The sequence below is a fragment of the Facklamia languida CCUG 37842 genome (assembly GCF_000245795.1).
Classification (GTDB): domain Bacteria; phylum Bacillota; class Bacilli; order Lactobacillales; family Aerococcaceae; genus Facklamia; species Facklamia languida.
The window spans coordinates 278,914-298,291 of record NZ_JH601133.1 but is presented as its reverse complement, the minus strand read 5'-3'; the positions used below and the strand labels follow the sequence as shown (position 1 = coordinate 298,291).

22 protein-coding genes and 1 tRNA gene are annotated in these 19,378 nt (G+C 42.4%); 21 read left to right on the top strand and 2 right to left on the bottom strand.

The window, feature by feature from the left end:
* Position 1: 1 nt before the first annotated feature.
* Positions 2-1,144 carry a cysteine desulfurase gene (locus HMPREF9708_RS01330; protein ID WP_006308165.1) on the bottom strand — a complete coding sequence of 381 codons (1,143 nt, stop codon included), beginning with the start codon at positions 1,142-1,144 and terminating at the stop codon, positions 2-4.
* A 203-nt stretch (positions 1,145-1,347) separates the two neighbouring features.
* Here HMPREF9708_RS01330 and HMPREF9708_RS01325 point away from each other — a divergent pair, with 203 nt between their 5' ends.
* The 5 genes from HMPREF9708_RS01325 to HMPREF9708_RS01305 all read left to right on the top strand — a co-directional run bounded on the left by HMPREF9708_RS01325 (position 1,348) and on the right by HMPREF9708_RS01305 (position 6,526).
* Positions 1,348-2,433 (top strand): sulfurtransferase, encoded by a 1,086-nt coding sequence (locus HMPREF9708_RS01325; RefSeq protein WP_006308164.1) that lies wholly within the window; start codon positions 1,348-1,350, stop codon positions 2,431-2,433.
* A 126-nt stretch (positions 2,434-2,559) separates the two neighbouring features.
* Positions 2,560-3,786 carry an ABC transporter substrate-binding protein gene (locus HMPREF9708_RS01320; protein WP_006308162.1) on the top strand — a complete coding sequence of 409 codons (1,227 nt, stop codon included), beginning with the start codon at positions 2,560-2,562 and terminating at the stop codon, positions 3,784-3,786.
* Positions 3,787-3,822: 36 nt separating this feature from the next.
* Positions 3,823-4,698 (top strand): ABC transporter permease, encoded by an 876-nt coding sequence (locus HMPREF9708_RS01315; protein ID WP_006308161.1) that lies wholly within the window; start codon positions 3,823-3,825, stop codon positions 4,696-4,698.
* Complete coding sequence (locus tag HMPREF9708_RS01310; protein ID WP_006308160.1) at positions 4,688-5,482, top strand: ABC transporter permease; 795 nt, start codon at positions 4,688-4,690, stop codon at positions 5,480-5,482. The genes HMPREF9708_RS01315 and HMPREF9708_RS01310 overlap by 11 nt, the downstream gene beginning before the upstream one ends.
* Before the next feature lie 9 nt (positions 5,483-5,491).
* Positions 5,492-6,526, top strand: coding sequence for an ABC transporter ATP-binding protein (locus HMPREF9708_RS01305; protein WP_006308159.1), 1,035 nt, complete (start codon positions 5,492-5,494; stop codon positions 6,524-6,526).
* A gap of 49 nt (positions 6,527-6,575) precedes the next feature.
* On the opposite strand, the gene HMPREF9708_RS01300 is transcribed toward HMPREF9708_RS01305, so the two are convergent.
* Positions 6,576-7,289 carry a rhodanese-like domain-containing protein gene (locus tag HMPREF9708_RS01300; protein ID WP_006308158.1) on the bottom strand — a complete coding sequence of 238 codons (714 nt, stop codon included), beginning with the start codon at positions 7,287-7,289 and terminating at the stop codon, positions 6,576-6,578.
* 174 nt (positions 7,290-7,463) lie between these two features.
* Between HMPREF9708_RS01300 and HMPREF9708_RS01295 the strand changes: the two genes are divergently transcribed.
* From HMPREF9708_RS01295 to yedF, 16 genes are all read left to right on the top strand, one after another.
* Positions 7,464-7,919 (top strand): hypothetical protein, encoded by a 456-nt coding sequence (locus HMPREF9708_RS01295; protein WP_006308157.1) that lies wholly within the window; start codon positions 7,464-7,466, stop codon positions 7,917-7,919.
* Positions 7,916-9,442, top strand: a complete 1,527-nt coding sequence (locus HMPREF9708_RS01290; RefSeq protein ID WP_006308155.1) for a TIGR04282 family arsenosugar biosynthesis glycosyltransferase — start codon at positions 7,916-7,918, stop codon at positions 9,440-9,442. The genes HMPREF9708_RS01295 and HMPREF9708_RS01290 overlap by 4 nt, the downstream gene beginning before the upstream one ends.
* Complete coding sequence (locus tag HMPREF9708_RS01285; RefSeq protein WP_006308151.1) at positions 9,432-10,115, top strand: TIGR04283 family arsenosugar biosynthesis glycosyltransferase; 684 nt, start codon at positions 9,432-9,434, stop codon at positions 10,113-10,115. Before HMPREF9708_RS01290 ends, HMPREF9708_RS01285 begins: the two co-directional genes overlap by 11 nt.
* 18 nt (positions 10,116-10,133) lie before the next feature.
* Positions 10,134-10,853: a glycine/sarcosine/betaine reductase selenoprotein B family protein gene (locus HMPREF9708_RS01280; RefSeq protein ID WP_240679516.1), complete on the top strand. Its 720-nt coding sequence runs from the start codon at positions 10,134-10,136 to the stop codon at positions 10,851-10,853.
* A gap of 233 nt (positions 10,854-11,086) precedes the next feature.
* Positions 11,087-11,743 carry a cytochrome c biogenesis CcdA family protein gene (locus tag HMPREF9708_RS01275; RefSeq protein WP_006308146.1) on the top strand — a complete coding sequence of 219 codons (657 nt, stop codon included), beginning with the start codon at positions 11,087-11,089 and terminating at the stop codon, positions 11,741-11,743.
* Positions 11,744-11,755: 12 nt separating this feature from the next.
* Positions 11,756-12,424, top strand: coding sequence for a TlpA family protein disulfide reductase (locus tag HMPREF9708_RS01270; protein ID WP_006308145.1), 669 nt, complete (start codon positions 11,756-11,758; stop codon positions 12,422-12,424).
* An 81-nt stretch (positions 12,425-12,505) separates the two neighbouring features.
* Positions 12,506-13,204, top strand: coding sequence for a TVP38/TMEM64 family protein (locus HMPREF9708_RS01265; protein WP_006308144.1), 699 nt, complete (start codon positions 12,506-12,508; stop codon positions 13,202-13,204).
* Positions 13,164-13,865 (top strand): TVP38/TMEM64 family protein, encoded by a 702-nt coding sequence (locus HMPREF9708_RS01260; RefSeq protein WP_006308143.1) that lies wholly within the window; start codon positions 13,164-13,166, stop codon positions 13,863-13,865. The genes HMPREF9708_RS01265 and HMPREF9708_RS01260 overlap by 41 nt, the downstream gene beginning before the upstream one ends.
* Positions 13,849-14,745 (top strand): nucleoside hydrolase, encoded by an 897-nt coding sequence (locus HMPREF9708_RS01255; RefSeq protein WP_006308142.1) that lies wholly within the window; start codon positions 13,849-13,851, stop codon positions 14,743-14,745. The genes HMPREF9708_RS01260 and HMPREF9708_RS01255 overlap by 17 nt, the downstream gene beginning before the upstream one ends.
* Positions 14,746-14,760: 15 nt before the next feature.
* Positions 14,761-15,156 (top strand): hypothetical protein, encoded by a 396-nt coding sequence (locus HMPREF9708_RS01250; RefSeq protein ID WP_006308141.1) that lies wholly within the window; start codon positions 14,761-14,763, stop codon positions 15,154-15,156.
* A 3-nt stretch (positions 15,157-15,159) separates the two neighbouring features.
* A complete protein-coding gene (locus HMPREF9708_RS01245) occupies positions 15,160-15,903 on the top strand; it encodes a YdjY domain-containing protein (RefSeq protein ID WP_006308140.1) in 744 nt (247 codons plus the stop codon).
* Between the two features lie 77 nt (positions 15,904-15,980).
* Positions 15,981-16,871: a sulfurtransferase gene (locus HMPREF9708_RS01240; RefSeq protein ID WP_006308139.1), complete on the top strand. Its 891-nt coding sequence runs from the start codon at positions 15,981-15,983 to the stop codon at positions 16,869-16,871.
* A 97-nt stretch (positions 16,872-16,968) separates the two neighbouring features.
* Positions 16,969-17,065, top strand: a tRNA-Sec gene (locus HMPREF9708_RS08255).
* A 240-nt stretch (positions 17,066-17,305) separates the two neighbouring features.
* Complete coding sequence (locus HMPREF9708_RS01235; protein ID WP_006308138.1) at positions 17,306-17,812, top strand: hypothetical protein; 507 nt, start codon at positions 17,306-17,308, stop codon at positions 17,810-17,812.
* Between the two features lie 219 nt (positions 17,813-18,031).
* On the top strand, positions 18,032-19,009 hold the full coding sequence (gene selD / locus HMPREF9708_RS01230) for a selenide, water dikinase SelD (RefSeq protein WP_269534837.1): 978 nt from the start codon (positions 18,032-18,034) through the stop codon (positions 19,007-19,009).
* 12 nt (positions 19,010-19,021) lie between these two features.
* Entirely contained in the window at positions 19,022-19,363 is a 342-nt protein-coding gene (gene yedF, locus HMPREF9708_RS01225) for a sulfurtransferase-like selenium metabolism protein YedF (protein WP_006308136.1), read from the top strand.
* Positions 19,364-19,378 lie beyond the last annotated feature (15 nt).

Genomic DNA, 19,378 nt, shown 5'->3' with positions numbered 1-19,378 from the left:
CTTAGGATTCCGCTTGAAGCGCTTTTAAACAAGCGACTACTTGGTCGATTTCATCTCGGGTCGTGAAATGGGAAAGTGAGAAGCGGACGATGCCTTGTTCAACTGTCCCCAAGGCTTCATGCATGAGGGGGGCACAGTGGCCACCGGCCCGGGTCATAATTTTACCGCGATCAACTAATTCTTCCGCTACAATCGCGGAATCCATGTGGCCGATATTTAGGGATAGAATCCCACAATGAACTTGTCCAGGCTTGATATGGCTGTATATCTGGATCTCTGGCAGCCTCTTAATTTGATCGTGGAAATAATCAAGCAAGTCACGTTCCTCTTGCATGATCTTCTCGACTCCATAATCTAAGAGGTATTGAACGGCGGCGCTTAAGCCAGCTAGGCCATGACTATTCAAGGTGCCAGCTTCTAGAGCGGACGGCAAGTCCTTCGGCTGATAGTGGTCAAAAGTTTGGACACCCGTTCCGCCTGACTTCAAGGGGGCAATTTGGATGCCGGGTTTGATGTAGATGCCGCCCGTTCCTTGAGGACCTAGTAAACTTTTATGGCCGGTGAAGCAAAGGACATCGACATCTAGATCTTGAACATCTATGGGAATGGCCCCGAGTGTTTGGGAAGCATCAAGAAAGCCGACGAGCTGGTGTTGGTGAAGGACTTCAAGGATCTTCTTAGCTGGGTTTAAATCGCCTGTTACATTAGAAGCATGGGTGAAGACCATACCCTTGGTATTTGATCGAATGGCTGGTTCAATGGTCTGGGGATCAATGACGCCTTGATCATTGATGGGGAGAAAGGTTAATTCAACCCCTTGATCTTGTAGTTGGTAAAGGGGACGTAGGACGGAGTTATGTTCCATGACGGTGGTTATGACATGGTCACCTGGCTTAAAGTACCCCTTGATGACCGTGTTAAGGCTATCCGTTGCATTATGGGTAAAAATAATTTGGTGAGGATCAGGATTATTAATGAGTTGGCTGACCAGGAGACGGGTATTAAAGATTGTTCTTGAAGCAGCTAGGCTTGATTCTGTTGACCCTCTTCCTGCGTTACCTGAGTGCTGAAGGGCTTCAACCACCGCGTCGATAACAACTTGCGGCTTTCTCAGTGAAGTAGCAGCGTTATCTAAATAGATCATGAGATAGCTCCTTTCATAAAGATCAATATTCATCATTTTCTAGTATACCTAACTTATAAGCAATAATCATCGTCTATGTTTGAGGTTGAAGGGTATATTAGTAAATTAAATAAATGACCCAAGATAATTGTCGCCAAATTGTTAGGCGTGGTTGAAGATGATAGAATGCAATTTGTGAACAAATTAAATTGGAGGTTAAGGAAATGAAGCGATTTTTTTCAGGTTTGATGGCCTGCTTAGTGATCTTGGCACTTGGCAATCCGATGAGTTCCCTACATGGGCAAGAAGAAGCAGAGGAAATACCAGCGGTTACTCAAGAAGCTGCAGAAGAGAAATACCCCGTGGTTGCTGAACGTCAAGTTTACCACGATCCGCAATCAATTAAGGAAATAATGGATCATCCGGAAGGCGAAGACCGCTATGTCTTAGCTGAAGTCACTTGGGGAGAAGCGGATGCTTCACCTGACTATTTGAAGAAGCACCTACCTGGTGCGATTCATATCAATACCGATTCGATTGAGGAAGGTCCGGTCTGGAATTTAAGAAGTCCTGAAGAATTGGCCAAGGCTTTTGCTAGTTATGGGATTGATACGGATACGACTTTACTCCTTTATGGTCCAGATGCTGGAGTAGACCGAGTGGCTTATGCAGCCCTTTATATGGGTGTCAAAAAAGTAAAGATTCTGGATGGGGGTCTTGCTGCTTGGGAAGCGGCTGGTTTTGATCTGGAAGAAGGAGAAGAGCAAGCACAAGTAATTGAAGATTTTGGCACGACGGAGCCCCTTCATCCTGAATACCTTTTATCTTTGGATCAGGTCCAAGAAGAGCTCAAGGATAATGCAGATTTTTGTTTAGTTTCGCTGCGGTCTGAGAATGAGTGGTTGGGACTTGAGTCGGGTTACTCCTACATCCCTAAGGCAGGAGAACCGAAGGGGGCTGTATGGGGACGTCCTGGACTTAGAGGATCAAAAGAAAGTAATATCTCAGATATGGAAGACTTTAAGAACCCTGATGGAACCAACCGCTCTTTTGATGAAATTGCAGCGATGTGGGAAGAGGAAGGCTTTAGTGTCGAGGATGACTTATCCTTCTATTGTGGAACAGGTTGGCGGTCCTGCTTACCATGGTTAATGATGTATGAACGCGGACTTGAAGCGACAATGTTTGACGGTGGTTGGAATGAATGGCAAATGAATGACGACCTAGAAGTTCAGATTGGGGATCCACAATCAGGTGAAGTGGAATACAAGACGGTTAAGGAATTATCAACTGGCAAAGAAACAAAATAGTCAATAATAAACGATTGTGATTTATTGAGAAAAAGTATTACATAATAATTTTATAATCAGTTAGAATACAAGAAAGAGCATATCTTGTCTGAGGTATGCTCCTATCTTATGTAGGAGGAATGTTGAATGAAGAAAAAATTATTGTCCTTATGGTTGGTTGTTTTAAGTATCTTCAGTATTTTATCCCCCTTGGCGGCTCACGCTCAATCAGATGATCTTGACGGACTCAGCTTTGAAGAATTAGTTGAGGCAGCAGATGGTTCAACGGTTAATTTTTATGGTTGGGGTGGCGATGAAACCTTGAACAAATGGTTAGACGAGGTTTATGGTCCAGCCCTCAAGGAAAAGTATAATATTACCTTGAACCGAGTACCAATGGACATCGACCAAATTCTGACCCAGTTATCAAATGAGGAACAAGCTGGTGCAGAAGAAAGCGAAATTGATATGATCTGGATCAATGGGGAAAACTTTAAGACCGCTAGAGAGAACGACTTCTTATATGGGCCCTTCTTAGATAAGTTACCTAATTTCCAAGAATACTACGATGCTGAAAATCCCGAAAACACCCATGACTTTGGTTACCCCATTGAAGGCTATGAGGCACCATACTCTAAGGCTCAATTAGTCATGATTAAGGATGGTGCAAAGACACCAGAATCACCAAAGTCTGCTCAAGAAATTCTTGAATATGCCAAGGCTAACCCTGGTCAATTTACCTATCCGGCTTTACCAGACTTTACAGGTTCTGCATTCGTCCGCAATATTATCTATGAATTTGTTGATTATGAAGTCTTTCAAGACACGGAAGCAGATAAGGAAGTAGTGAAGGAAGCTATCCAACCTGCTATCGATTATCTAAATGAATTAGCGCCTTATCTATGGTCTAAAGGAACATCTTATCCAGCGGATGGTCCAGCCTTAAACAACCTCTTTATGGATGGGGAAGTCGCTTTCTATCAAACTTACGGTGCCTACGAGATCGCTAACAGCATTACAGATGGTGCTTATCCAGAAACGGCAGAATCTTATGTTCTTGATAAAGGTACAATAGGGAACACTTCCTTTATTGCGGTTGGTAAGCGGTCAAGCCGCAAGGCAGCTGCTTTAGTCGCAATCAATGAAATGCTTTCTCCTGAAATGCAATTGTCGAAATACGAACAAATCGGAGAAATTCCAGTCGTGGACAATGCTAAATTAACAGATGAACAAAAAGAGGCTTTCAATGCAGTAGATCCTGGACCTGGAACGATCGATCAAGCAGACCTATTAGATCACCGTCTACCTGAAATGCCAGCAGCTTTAGTCCCAATTATTGAAGAGATCTGGCAAGAAGAAGTGGCAGGTAAATAGATGTCGCTTCATTTTAGAAGAAGGTGTTGGGCTTGGATGCTTTTTTTGCCCCAAGCCTGTATCATCTCTTTATTAATTATTGGAGTAATGGTTGGAATGGTGCAATCTTTTGGCATCATTCCTTCTTTAGGTTTTAATGACTTTACCTTAGAATTCTATCGTCAGGCCTTGAATAATCCCCAATTAAAGGACTCGATTGTTTTTTCTTTGAAGATCGCCCTTGCTTCTTCCTTGTTTGCGATTGGTTTAGGTCTAGGGATTTGCTACGTTTGGCTGCATCAAATAAAACCTTCAAAGTTTAGCGAGATGATGATTCGTATTCCGATTATTGTTCCGCATATCGTGGTCAGTTTATTTGTCTTGCAGTTTCTGAGTCGGACGGGATTATTGGCCCGACTTTTATTTGCCTTAGGGATCGAAAATGCCCGTGATTGGTTTGAACCGCTTCTTTATCAACCAAATGGCATTGGGGTGATCCTCAGCTTTTTATGGAAGGAAGTTCCTTTTGTCGTCTTTTATTGCTTCCCAATGATTCAATCAATCAGTGATGGCCTTGGCCAGGCTGCCCGCACTCTGGGAGCCAGCAGGTGGCAGACTTATTGGAAGATTATTTTGCCTTTAGCTAAGAAGACCATTTTCGCAGCCTTTTTTATCATCTTCATGTTTACCTTTGGGGCTTATGAACTGCCGGCGCTTTTAGGACCCACTGTACCGCGTGCGCTACCGGTAATGACTTATCAAGCCTATACCCATCCTGATTTGGGTCAACGTCCATATGCTATGGCTATGAATGGCCTAATTTTATTCGTGGGCTTAGCGGCTATCTTATGTATATGGATTCTGATTTCCTTGCCTCAGATCAAACATTATCGCATGACTTTCAGGAAAGGAGGGGTCGACTATGAAGGCTAAGTGGTTGAATGGCATCATGGGCTTGATCATCTTTGCTCCTATTTTATTAATGGGAGTGTGGGCTGTGACAGCGCGTTGGCCTTGGCCCGATTTATGGCCGGAATCCTTTTCCTTGAGGGGTCTTCAAGAAATCTGGCGCCAAGGAGGGCGGTTAGGTCATAGTATTTTTACCAGCATCCTCGTTTCTTTAGTGACAGCTTTCTTAGCGACAGCTTTCAGTCTAGCTTCAGCCAGGGCCTTGTTAGATGCTTCGGGCTTCTTAACACGATTGATTCGCATGACTCTAAGCTTGCCTTTTCTGATTCCAGTTACCGTGCTGGCGACAGGCATTCACCAAAAAATGATTCAATGGGGGCTATCCAATAGTGTGACGGGCATTATTCTCGTTCATTTGATCTATTCTTTACCTTACAGCGCTTATTTAATTCATGATGCTTATCAAGCGATTGGGGTGCGGCTAGAAGAGCAGGCCTGGTTATTGGGGGCGAATCGTTGGCAAGCGTTCATGAAAGTTTCTTTGCCGCAGCTAATTCCCGTCTTGTTTACTAGTTTTTCGATGGCCTATATTGTATCGTTTAGTCAGTACTTCTTGACTCTGATGATCGGCGGTGGTCAGGTGCAAACCTTATCGATCTTAATTTTTCCTTATCTTCAAGCCAATGATCGGACGATCGCAAGTAATTATAGTTTGCTTTTCCTGGTGATTACACTGGTAGTACTGGCGGTCTTTCAGCTGGCAATAAAGATTTACCAACGCCATTATCAAACCGTCAAGTATTATTAGGAGGGCACTATGACACTTACAATTACAGACTTAGCTGTGACACTGGATCGTGTCTCAATTTTAAAGAATTTGAACTTACAAGTTGCAGATGGAGAATATTTGGCTTTGTTAGGCCCTTCTGGTTCAGGTAAGACCACCCTCTTAAAGTCAATTTCTGGCTTGATTGATCAAGTTCAAGGCGCAATTCAAATTGACCAGGTCAATATTAAGGAATGGCAGCCTGATAAACGGCCTGTTTCGGTCGTTTTTCAAGACCTGCGACTTTTTCCCCATTATAATGTCTACGATAATATTGCCTTTGCCTTAAAATTACAAAAACTCCCACAAAAAGAGATTGACCAACGCGTTGCGAGTCTCTTGGAGGATGTGCAGTTGCCAGGCTATCAAAAAGCCAGAGTGAATCAATTATCAGGAGGTCAACAGCAACGCATTGCGATGGCTAGGAGTTTGGCAAGTGACCCCAAGGTCCTGCTGCTTGATGAACCATTCTCAGGTTTAGATGAACCCTTACGCCGAGAGATGGGTCAATTGGTCTACCAATTACACCAAGAAAAAGGGATGATGACTATCCTTGTAACACATGATAAGCGAGAAGCGGTTGCCTATGCGGATCGGATCGCTTTCCTGCAGGAAGGGAACTTAGTGCAGGTGGCAGACCCTCAATTTATCATTAATCACCCTCGAACTCACTATTTAGCTAATTTCTTTGGTAAGATGAACGACTTGACCGGACAGGTTGAGAAAGGCTACTTTAGGTCGGGGTCATTATCTATCCCTTGTTTAAATCCTCAAGCAAGAATAATGATGATTCGGCCTAATAGGATCCGGTTGGCCACTTCTTCTGATGAAGCGATCTCTGGTATTCAAGTTGAGGCCCAGATTGAGGCTATGGTCCAGTTTCCAGAATATAGTGAGGTGACTCTGCGATTATTAGCTGAGAATGTGGTCTGGACGGTTAACCTAACAACCCTTGACCCAGGTTTGAAGCTAGAGGATCGAGTCATTCTGTCTTTCCAAGCGGATGATGCAAGCTTTGTGGAATAACAAATACCCCACCTGTTTTAAGCAGGTGGGGTATTCCAATTAAAGCGAATTATTTTTCTTCAAGTGGTAATTGGTCGTTTTCTTTTGTTCCATCGAGTGAGTTCTTAACGTTCGTGTAGCCTTCTTTTTCTAAGAACTCTGCGATCACTGCAGAACGGTTACCTGAATAGCAGTAAGTAACGATTAGAGCATCTTTATCTTCTGGAACATGTTCTAACGCTTTTTCAGGTTCATCCGCTGAAACGTTGATTGCTCCTGGAAGTGCGCTCTTTTCGAAGTCTTTCGCTTCACGCGCATCGAAGATGACCGCGTTGCCTTCTTCCACAATCTTAATGAGTTCATCAGGTAAGATTGATTCAAAGGTATAAAGGGTATAGTCAAATTCTTTGACACCTTCTGAGTTCTTAACATCCTTGAAGCCATTATCGAGTAAGATTTGGGCAGCTTCAGATGATTTCTTACCGGAGTTGCAAGTGGTAATGATTGGGAAATCTTTGTAAGCTTCTAAGCGGTCAAGTGAAGCTTCGAATTCGTCAAGTGGGATGTTGATCGCGTGTTTAACATGTCCAGCCTGATATTCTTCTGCTGAACGAACATCAATGACCAAGACTTTTTCTTTTTGTTTGTTATCTTGTTCCATTTTTTCTAGCTTATCACCAGTTAGGACTTCGATATCTTGAGCATAAATCGATGAAACAGATAGGGTTGCAATGGTTCCTAGAATCATTGCTCCTTTAGTTAAGTTCAAAAATGCTTTGCGCATGAAACACACTCCTTCAATGTATTATGGCTCTATTATAGTCAGAAAAATTGAAGCTAACAATAATGTTTTATGATAAGATGCCTATACTTATTACTATTTTATATAAGAAAAAAGTTGCAAGATTTGGTAAGCTGACACTGATTGATTACTTTTCGAATGGGGAGCGTATAAAAGATGGCAAGTAAAATTTACTGGACAATTGAAGGGCTAATCCTTATGGTGGGCTTTGCACTTAATCATTATGCCAGCCAACGCATGGGGCTCTACCGGCATTTAGTCTACCGGCGTTCACTGCTCGATCAAGGATTATTTGCGACAATTCAACAAAAATATTGGATCCTAGCTGCGTGTTTACTTATCCTGCTTGCGCTTGTGGCGATTTATCGCACGCGTCAGGTTATTCAAGTTTGTTATCGATTCTCTTGGCGGGTACATTGGAGTCTTATAGCCAGTCTTGCCTTATTAGAGATCCTCTTGCTAACCTTCTTTAATAACCGATCCAACTTTTTGATGTTCCCTTATTTTGTTCTTTTCATTCCAGCCATGGCATGTGTCAATTTAATCGGGTGCATTTTGATTCGGATTTTTCATTCCAACCAAAAAACTGTTAAATTGAGGAGGCCTAAATGAATCGCGCAATTATTTATTTTGTGAAGTTGCCCATCATTGGTTATAACAAGACCCGTCTACAAGGGTTTATTCCACCTGAAGATATCCACCATCTGGCAGTATACCTCCTACAAGAAAATTACCAAGTCATCCAAAATTTCCAAGCGGATGTTTGGTTATATGTTTCACCCGCTGAGCGCAAGTTAGACATTCAGCAATTACTTGAGATTTCTAGTGATCGAATTAAAGGACAGTTAGACCATCCTCATTTGGGCCGTCGCATGTCCGCAGCGATGAAAGAGGTTTTTGCAAAAGGTTATCAAGAAGTTGCTCTGATGGGATGTGACTTAGTCGGTATCGATCGGGATTTGTTAGATGAAGTGTTTACATGTCTCCAGGAAAAGGACCTCGTCTTAACTCCTACTGAAGATGGCGGCTATGGGATTATTGCGAGTCGTTATCATGAGCCGGCTGTTTTTGATCTTACGGCCTACTCACATGAAAAAGTCTTGGAAGAAACACTAGAAAAAGCGGCTGCTGTGGAGATGTCCTATGGTTTGACACGCCCCATTGATGATATTGATACAAGGGATGATATCGCAAAATATTTAACGGGTGATTCCTCTGCCCACTTTTTTAACCAGGGAGAGTACAATGCGAATTTTATCTTTGACCAAGATCAAAAAATATTAAGGATTGCTTTGGACTCGCAAATGCACCTAGACGACCAGATTGTCTATGAGTACCAGGCGCTCAAGGGGTTGGAATCGAGTGGGGTTGTGCCGAAGGTTTATGAATGCCAAGCGAATACACCTCTTCTGGGTAAAGGCTATTTAATCGAGGAATACTTGCCAGGACGCCCTTTATCTTATCAGACTGATTTAGCTCTTGCTGCAGATTTGCTAGCCAAGGTTCATAATGTCAATCCAGACAACGCCCCCCATTTAATCGTAGCAGACCAGCCCTTGCAGGTCATGTACCAGGAATTTCAAGAAATGTTTAGTCATTATTTAATTTGGCCGCAAAAGGATCCAGTGATTGCTGAAAAGATTAGTAAGATGCTACGGGACTTGGATCAATATGATCGAGACCAACCCTTACAAGAAGCCTGTATCATCAACACAGAGTTGAATTCCCATAATTTTTTGATTAATCCCGGCCAGGATTCCTATATTATTGATTGGGAGAAGCCGCTAATAGGGGAGAAGGAGCAAGACCTTGCCCACTTTTTAGCGCCAACGACGACTCTCTGGAAGACTAATGACCTATTAGACAAGTCACGTGTTGAAGCCTTTGTCGAGGCCTACAACCAACATAGTCACTTACCAGTTGACTGGGACAAGCTGATTACTTATTTACATTTTACCTGTCTGCGAGGGATTACATGGTGTTCAATGGCTTATGTGCAGTACCTTCAAGCAAGTAAGATTAAAGCAGCCGATCAGGGGTCTTTCGCTGTGATTGAACGCTTTATCAGTCTACCGTTCTTGGAGATGATTGAAGCTTATATTGATTCTTTAGGAGACTTAAGTGATGACCACTAAGCTAAGTGTGATTATTCCTGTCTATAATGAAGCAGACCAAGTTTCAAGCTTAGTCCGGCATCTTGATCATTTTCAAGATGAAGCGATTGAGGTCCTTTTTGTGGATGGAGGTAGCCAGGACCAGACAGCGGATCTACTAGAAGAAGAGGGCTACCAAGTGGTTAAAAGTCTCAAGGGACGTGGCCATCAACTAAATGATGGGGCTCAAAAGGCTAGAGGAGATGCCTTGTTATTTTTGCATGCTGATTCCTTTTTTAAAACTTCGCCAGTCGGTGAAATTTTGCAAGTCCTAACTGAGGCTGATTTTGGGGCCTTCCCTCTGCGATTTGAACCGAATAGCTGCTTACTTAGGATGATTGCAATGGGATCTAATTGGCGGATCAAACATCGCCAAATTGCTTTTGGAGACCAGGGGATGTTTATGACCAAGGCACACTATCACCGTCTGGGTGGCTTTCGGCCTTTACCACTCATGGAAGATTATGATCTGTCAATCAGGAATAAAGAGCACGGACATGGTATACTCTTAGCAAAGACGCCTATTTATACCTCCTCCAGACGGTTCAAGCGCCAGGGGACAATGCGGACACTCATGCGAATGCAGTATTGCCAGTGGCTTTTTAGAAGGGGTGCAACAATTGAAGAAATCCAAGCAATCTATGCTAAAAAATAATTAGAAAGGAAGGACAAAATGAAGAAGCGAAGTTTTAAAGAGAAAATCATTGCCAAGGGAGCGGAGAGAATGGTGATGACCATTGATGAAGCTCCTGCATATGTGACACTTGAGAAGCCTTTAGAGCAATGTAAGGTAGCCTTTATTACCACCTCTGGTCCCCATCTAAAAACCGATCCGCCTTTTAATGTGAAAGGCGATCATACTTATCGGATGATCCCAGGAGCCAGTCAACCCTCCGATATCATGATCACCCACGATCACTATAACCACAAACCAGCTGACCAAGATTTGAACTGTGTTTTTCCTTTAGCCTTACTAAAAGACCTGGCTCAAGAAGGCGTTATTGGGGAAGTGGGACCACGGCATTTTGGCTTAATGGGTTATATAACTAGGACCGATCTCTTAATGAATGAGACGGCCCCTGCGATTGCCCGTCAGTTGAAGGAAGATGGTGTGGACTTGGCTTTGCTGTCTCCTGGCTGATATATTTGCCACCAGTCCGTCGGACTCATTCAACGTGAAGTAGAAGATCAAGGTATTCGGACCGCTTCAATTATGCATTTACCTCGCTTGGCTGAGAAAGTGCGTCCACCTCGGATGCTGACGATCGAATTCCCACTTGGATTGACCTTTGGCGAGCCAGGAGATACTCTTATGCAACGCAAGGTGATGAATCAGTTGTTAGATCTAGCGGTTACAGGTGGGCCAGAAGAACAGCGGCCCTACCAGGATTAGACTTTTTCAGGGGAAGTATTACAATATTTATAAATAAATAAAAGGTCAAAATACCCAGATTTTAATATCGACCTTGATCCATCTGTTTCTAGACAGATCAAGAACTTTAATAAATAAAGGTTGCCAAATAAATTGAAAGTATCTTAGATTTTAAAATTTTGTTAAAATGATTGAGTGTAAATGTCACCACTATTAATAGTGATGACATTTTACCTTGTAAGGGAGGCTGAGCGATGAATTATTTTCTACTATTCATAGAAGGGATTATGACCTTTATCTCTCCTTGTCTATTACCCATGATCCCCCTTTATATTGCCTATTTTGCTGGGGATAAAAAGACGCACACCAAGGGACAGACCCTGCTAAGGGCTGGTTTATTTATGCTGGGTTTTAGCTGTGTCTTTATCTTAATGAGTCTATTTGTGTCGACTGTTGGTAAATTCTTATTGGTTAATCGTCAAGTTGTCAATCTAATTGCCGGTGGAATTATGGTGCTTTTAGGCTTGGACTACTTAACCGGACAACGCTTAATGACCAGGCTATCGCAATCAGGTCAGGCAAGACAACAAACCGCCAACCCCTTTATCTTTGGAGTGATCTTCGCTGTCTCATGGACTCCTTGTGTTGGGACCTTCCTGGCTTCTGCTTTGACTTATATCGCGACGGTTCCTTCGTCTTTTGCATCTTTTATGCTGATTTTATGCTATTGCATCGGCTTAGGGATTCCCTTTCTCTTGTGTGCTCTCTTAATTGAAGAGAGTAAAGAGGCAATCACATGGATTAAATCGCATTATGAGTTGATTAACCGGATTGCAGGGATCTTCTTGATAGCGTTTGGCGTTTTAACGATGACAGGTCTCTTAGAAAATCTTTTAGGTCAACTTGCTTAGGAGGAATCGATTATGAAGCAATTAACACGGTATGGTCTAATGCTAGTCGCCTTATTTATCGTCGCTGGTGTCTTTTATTCACAGGCCCAGAAGGACCAGCAAGTCGTAGACAGTCCACAAGAAGTTACGACAACAACCACATCAACGACCAGTCAAGAGCCAGAAGAAATAAGTCAAGAAGATGAGATAGAGCTAGACGACCAGGCCTCAGAGGAAACCGAGGAGACTCAGAAAGAGTCATCAGAAACTGAGAATGAATCGTCGATTGACCTAGCTAAGTTTGAATTTATTGATGGCAAGGAAGAAGTCATCGATATCACTGACAATATTGGCCGCCCCATGGTAGTTAATATGTGGGCGACCTGGTGCCCACCTTGTCGTGAAGAAATGCCAGCCTTTCAGAAAGCGTGGGAAGACCATAAAGAGGAGGTAGACTTCTTCATGGTCAACGCTCTCCATAGCAAGCCAAGTGAAAATAAAGAGGCAGTCGATCGTTTTGTTGAGAAACATAAATTGACGCTACCAATTTATTATGATTTAGACCTGGCGACGATGATTGAGGTGCAGGCAACATTCTTACCAACTACTTTATTTATTAATAAGGAAGGGGAGATTGTCCATCACCAGATCGGGATGATCAGCCCCGAAGACTTGGAAAAACACATCGAATCGATTTTATAGGTAGATCTTCAATGACTATTGAAAGGGGAGATGGGATGGTTTGTAACACACTTAGCAATTCAAATTAATAAGGAGGTACCTATGAAAAAAAGTCAAATTGCACTTATCGTGAGTGTTGTCGTTCTGTTACTCGTTTATTTCTTTGTTGAGCCCGTTAATAGCTTTATTAACGAATCGGTTGGAGCGATGAAGGCAGTTAAGTTAGAGGATACCATTGCCTTTATTCGTTCTTATGGGAGTATTGCAGCGGTGGTTTCTTTCTTCTTGATGATTCTTCAATCAATCGTTTCGCCGATTCCAGCTTTCCTGATTACGCTTTCTAATGCCGCTATTTTTGGGTGGGCCTGGGGAGCTGTACTTTCGTGGACGTCTTCAATGGTGGGAGCTGCAATATGCTTCTATATTGCGCGTATTCTAGGCCGGGATGTCGTAACCAAGATTACATCTAATCGCGCTTTACAGTCGCTGGATGGCTTCTTCGAACGTTATGGTAAATATACAATTGTTGTTTGCCGGTTATTACCTTTTGTCAGCTTTGACTTAGTGTCATATGCGGCAGGTTTAACTTCTATGGGCTTCTGGCCATTCTTCATTGCAACAGGGATTGGACAACTTCCCGCAACCATTGTTTACTCTTACATTGGCCAAAACTTTGGCGGTGGCGGTAAGCAACTCTTTGTGGGTCTGCTCCTTCTATTCTCTGTTTCAATTGTGATCTTTATTATTAAGTCGGTGTACAATGAACGAAACAAAGAAACAAAAGCAACTGTCGAAGAGTAAGCTATTTAAGGCAGTCTTGATTGTTATTCTCGTAATTGCGACGATTTGGATTACTGTTTATTTTTCGCCAGATCGAGTAAGACAAATGATTGAAGAAGCAGGACCGAATGGACAGATCATTTATATTCTCTTATGGACCTTCTTGCCTATCGGCTTCTTCCCAGTTCCTGTCCTCGCAATTGCTGGGGGGATGGGCTATGGTCTCTGGCAAGGCTCCCTATTGACTTTTATTGGTGCAAGTTTCAATATGATCTTTATGTTCTTTATGTCTCGCTACCTCTTTCGTGAAGGACTCCAGTCTTATCTCTACCGTAAGTATCCTAAGAGTGTCGAAATTCTGGGGGCGGAACGCGGTCGGTTGAATTTCGTCTTGATGCTGGCACGGTTGATGCCTGTCATCCCATATAATATTGAAAACTATGCCTTCGGTTTGACCGATATTCGGTTTTGGGATTACTTATGGATTTCTTGGATCTTTATCCTACCAGGCACCTTTATTTATGTGAATGTCGGGGATAAAGCGCTAGAACCGACGGACCGTTCCTTTATGATTTCACTCCTCTTGCTTGGAGCCTTAGTCATTGGGACGACCTTCCTAGGGAAATTCTTGAAGGACCCAAAAAAGAAAGATAAGGAGTCACAAAATGAAAGTCGTCATTGATTTTGATAATTCTTTTTATACACCGAATCGAGATGTCGATGATGGTCTGGCTTTAATGTACTTGCTCGGGTCGGTGGATGTGGAAGTTGTTGGCATCACCTCGACATTTGGCAATTGTCCGATTGAGGAAGTAGACCGGTGCACCCGGCAATTGATTCAAGACCTTCAGCTCCAAGAAATTCCCTATGCCAAGGGTGGTGGGACAAATGGTGATTATCTCACCGAGGCTAGTCAACTCTTGGTTGATTTAGCCAACCAGTATCCGGGAGAATTAAAAGTCTTAGCAGTTGGTTCCATGACCAATCTGCAAGGAGCTTACTTGAGAGATCCTGATTTCTTCAATAAGTTATCTCAAGTCGTCCTAATGGGTGGCACGACGGAGCCTTTGATCTTTGCTAAACAGGAGATGCTGGAATTAAACTTTTCTTGCGATCCGCAAGCGACCTATACCGTCTTAACGAAGGGTAAAAACGTCAGTATCTTAACTGGGAATCGGTGTACAGACCTCTTATTTACCCGAGAAGATTATCAAAAAGCCTTCCAGGGTGTCGAGACACCGATTGCAGCGCTTATTTCTAAATATTCCGATCCATGGTTTGTGGATAATGAGATTGAATACGGTATTAAGGGGTTTTATAATTGGGATTCCTTAGCGGCTGCTTACTTAGTTGATCCGGGGTATTTCCAAGAAGAGTGGACTGATTTTAATGTTTCAATCAATAGCCTCTCAACGGGTTCTTTAATCGCCAAAGATTTTGATCCGACGTCCTATGCTGGCTCTAAGCCCCTAAGCAAAGTGCACCTTAATATCCCTCAAATCACTGACCACGAGGCTTTAAAACAGGCGCTCTTTGACAAGTGGCTAGCCATTGAATTATAGAAAGGGGGGGAAATGATGTTTAACCTAAAAAATATTCTTTCAGCTCTTTGCTCAGGCTTTATTTTTGCGCTAGTAGCGGGGGCCTTGATGTCTTATTGGGTTTGGTTAGAGATGAGGGTGCATACCTGGGTGTTGTGTTGGTTTGTGGTGGCGCTCTTTATTATGTTAGCCTTATTCTTCAAGATTAAGCCGATCACCTTCTTTATTGGAGAAGCGATTGCCTTGGTCTTAATGTTGGTTAAGTCGCCTAACATATTCTATTATAATGTGCGGGATATGTTCTTTATGAATACACCCTTAAGTACGACCCGGTTGACAACCATAGTGATACTCGTTGTTATGACCATCGTCATGGCTTTTATTTGGTATCATGACAATAAAAACAAAAAACAATTTAAAAGGAGATCTTAAATTATGAATAAATTTATCAAAAAAATTGCAAGTGTTGCCTTTACTTTCGTTGCTGCAGCAAGCTTAGGTGTTCCAACTTTTGCAGAAGAAAGTCTTCCGACTGAAGAGGAACCGATCTTAGTCGATAAAGAAAATAAAACCATTACACTTTTAGCTTATGTGAATGGTAAATATTTAGAAACAAATACCCGCCACGCGATCGTATTTGATGATGGAAACTTTGGTCATAAGTCCATTTTCGGTACTAAAGGAAATCAAGATGATTTCTATGAAGCCTTGAAAGAAATTGGTGCAGAATCTGGTGATAATATGACTCCAGAAAATAAAGAAGAAACACAAGTAGAAGGTGATAAAATTAATGTCACTGTTACTTGGGATGGTGCAGAGAAAGAATATGACATTAATGAAGTTATTAACGATTCAAATGGTAATGAATTGGACTTCCGCTTTGGTGGAAATAAAGAGCGTGCTCACGAAGTCTTTAATGGATGTATCTTATGTCTTGACTCTTGCCCAGTTGGATTGATCTCGAATCATACTTATACTTATGGTGCAGTTGAGAACCGTAACGAAGTGAATTTTACTGGTGATGCAGATGTGTTACCTGAAGAAGGGACTCCTGTCTATATCACTTTTTCTGTAAAGTCTGAAGATGATAGTGACGATCAAGAAAAAGAAGACGAGGAAGATGCTGAAACAGAAGAAGCAGAAGACGACGATCAAGAAGCAACAAAGGATGAAGAATAATCCTCTTTTTGCTCAATCAAAAGCTGGGGCAACCCAGCTTTCTTTTTATAGACAAAGTTGAAAGGAGCGCTACTAAGATGACACATTCCTATTTTGTGAGTCCAGATTGGTTGGAAGCACACTTGCAGGATCCCAATGTTAGGGTTGTGGATGCAACCATCTTCTTTGATGTGGATAATGAAGCGATGATTCAGTCTGGTCAGAAACAATTTGAAACGCACCATATTCCTGGGACCGTTGAAGCAAATTTGATGGAACTTTCAGATCCAACCGCTGAATTACCTTTTACCGTAATGCAGCACGAGGACTTTGTAAAAGCGCTGGAAAAAATGGGGATCTCGGATGAGACCCATGTGGTGGTCTATGATTCAGGGCCACAAGTGGGTGTTGAGTTCTCTGCTTCAATCTGGGCAGCGCGTTTAGCTTGGCAGATGCTCTATGCCGGCTTAACTAAGGTTTCGATTCTTGAAGGAGGCTTTGATCGTTGGTTACTTGAGGAGCGTCCGGTAAGTAAAGAAATCGTAGACTATCCAGAAGGTCAGCTGAATGTCCAACAACAAGACCATTATTTTGTTGATAAGAAAGAGGTCTTGGCTGCTATAAAAGCAGACAATATTCAAATTATCGATGCCTTAAGTCCTGACCAGTATCGCGGCGTGAGTGCCCCTTATGGCCCAGATAGGGCAGGGCATATTCCTGGGAGTAAGAATGTCTTTTATGGGTCTTTAGCAGACCCTGCAACGGGTCGCTTGCTTGACCGAGCGATTTTATCTCAGATTTTCGAAGAGGCGGGCGTTTTGACAGACACGGTTGAGGCCATTTTATATTGTGGCTTTGGGGTCGGTGCCTCCTGGCTCTTTATGGTCCTTAAAGAATTAGGAAAGGAAAAAATTGCGGTCTACGATGGATCCATGGATGAGTGGACTCAGGATGACCAATTACCTATTGAAAAAGATAGTAGCCTGTGATCATTTTGAAAATAAACCTTCAGATCAAGGATAAAAGCTTGATATTAAATGGAATAACTGGTATTATTGTAAGAGTCTTGCTGAAAGAAATATACTTGGGAGCGGATGGGTTCTGGTGTTCCCTCTGGTCTTCAAAACCAGTATGAGGCGTTAAGAGCGTCTTGGGTAAGTTCGATTCTTACACGTTCCCGCCAGACATTTAAGCTAGCCTTTAGAGTCCTCAAAGGATTCTAGGGGCTAGAATTCTTTATTGAGGCAAGACAAGGTCTCCTTCACTTCATTTGGCTTATGGATTGATTTGTTTTATAATGAGTGAAGAGGTTTGAGATATCAGGAGGGTAGTCAAAATCTAATTGAAAAGTCCTTTTCAAAATCCCTTTTTTGTGATATTGTGAACCTATACACAAAACTAATAAATATGGAGGTCTTTATTGATGAATGAAATTCTTCAAAAGGTAGTAGATGGTGGATTATTTAATGAAACAGTAGCAGGATATATTGAGGAAGCTTTCAATAACAAAGAATCTGTCATTATTGCTGGCCACCCTTCAACTGGGTCTCGCCCATTAATGGCTAATGTGATGCAATTAGCTAAAAAATCTTACCCATCTGTACAAGTGCGTAAAGCAGAAGACATGGATAAAGATGGCGATTACTATTTAGTATTTGGTGCGCCTGCTGAGCAAGTTGAAGAATTTGTTGCGGCAGCTTTAGAAAAAGGTAAATCATTTGTTACCTTAAAACAACCAGATACACCTGTATCAATTCTTAAGATCATGAAGCAAGTCTTAAAAGAAAATCCTGATTTTGATCATAAAGTACTTCAAGTTTCTCTTCGTAAAGATGGAACAGGTGCTGGAGCAACACCCTTTACAGACCGCGTTGACCGTTACTTTGTAAATGAAAAAGGACGCGTTAAATCAGAAAAATTAGACTTCTAGTCTTTCGAGAGATACACGGATCAACAGCACAGGTTTTCCTGTGCTGTTTGTTTATTATGCTTAACAATAAGTAGTCATCCTTGATGACTGAAATATCTTTTCAGAAAGCGTATAATAAGGATGAATACAAATTAAGAAATGAGGGATTCAATGGTAGATAACAACAAGAAAACAGATAAAACGACCGAATTAGAAATTTGCGGTGGGTGAAACGCTAAGATTGGACCAGGCAGTTTGTCTGAAATTCTAGGTGGCCTTCCTAAGCAGTTCAATCCTAACTTGCTAGTTGGCTATGATTCGAGTGATGATGCAGCCGTTTACCAGGTGTCAGAAGATGTTGCGGTCATCCAAACGACTGACTTCTTCCCCTCCATGGTCAAAGATCCGTATGATTTCGGTCGGATCGCTGCAACGAATGCTTTATCCGATGTTTATTCCATGGGTGGGCAGGTTATAACGGCCCTCAATATCGTAGCGTATCCAGATAATACCCAGCCGCTTGATGCTTTGGCTGAGATTCTGCGAGGGGGTGCTGAGAAGGTGCTTGAAGCTGGTGGGGTCTTAGCAGGTGGGCATACCATTCGACAAGATCCGCCTCTTTATGGACTAGCGGTTGCAGGGGTTGTTCATCCAGATAAAATTGTAACCAATAATGGCTGTCGGCCAGGTGATGCTCTAATTGCAACGAAAAAGCTAGGCGTTGGGATTGTCACAACAGCCCACAATAAAGGCTTAATTGATGATGCGTCCTTTGAGGAGGCCATTGAATCAATGACCACCTTGAACAAATATGCAGCTGAAATCATGCTAGAATACCAGGTGACGGCTTGTACGGACATTACAGGTTTTGGTATTTTAGGACATTTAATTGAAATGGTGGAAGAGGATGTTTCAGCCGAAATCGACGTCAGCAAGGTGCCGATCATTCCAGGTGCCTATGAAGCGGCTAAAGCCAAGTTGACAACAGGCGGTGCCAAGCGGAACCGCGAACATTATGAGCGGTTGATCGATTTTCAAATGGATGATGTGGCGATGGAAGAGATCCTCTTTGATCCACAAACATCCGGAGGTCTATTAATTACCGTACCACAAGATCAATTGGTTGGGATCATGCAAGCTTATGAAGCTGCGAATATTCAAGCCAGTCATATTGGTACGATTACAGAACGGAAAGATAAGTTAATTACAGTCAAATAAAAGGAGATAAAGATGTCAGAACATATTATAATCTTAAATAACGATCGTTTAGGTAGCGGAAATGATGAGCTCGGTAAGGTTCTAATGAAGTCCTTCTTGAGTGTCGTCGCACAAGATGATGACCTTCCTAAGGAAATCATTCTTTATAATGGGGGTGTGCTGCTTGCCAAAGAAGGAGCGGATACCCTTGAAGACTTGAAGTCCCTAGCGGATAAGGGTGTAGCGATTAAAGCTTGTGGAACCTGTGTCTCTTTCTATGAGATGGAAGATCAATTAGCGGTTGGTGAGAAGACCAATATGCGTTACATCTATGAGCAACAACGCTCACATTCACAAGTTGTCATTCCAGCCTAAGCATTATAGAAAGGA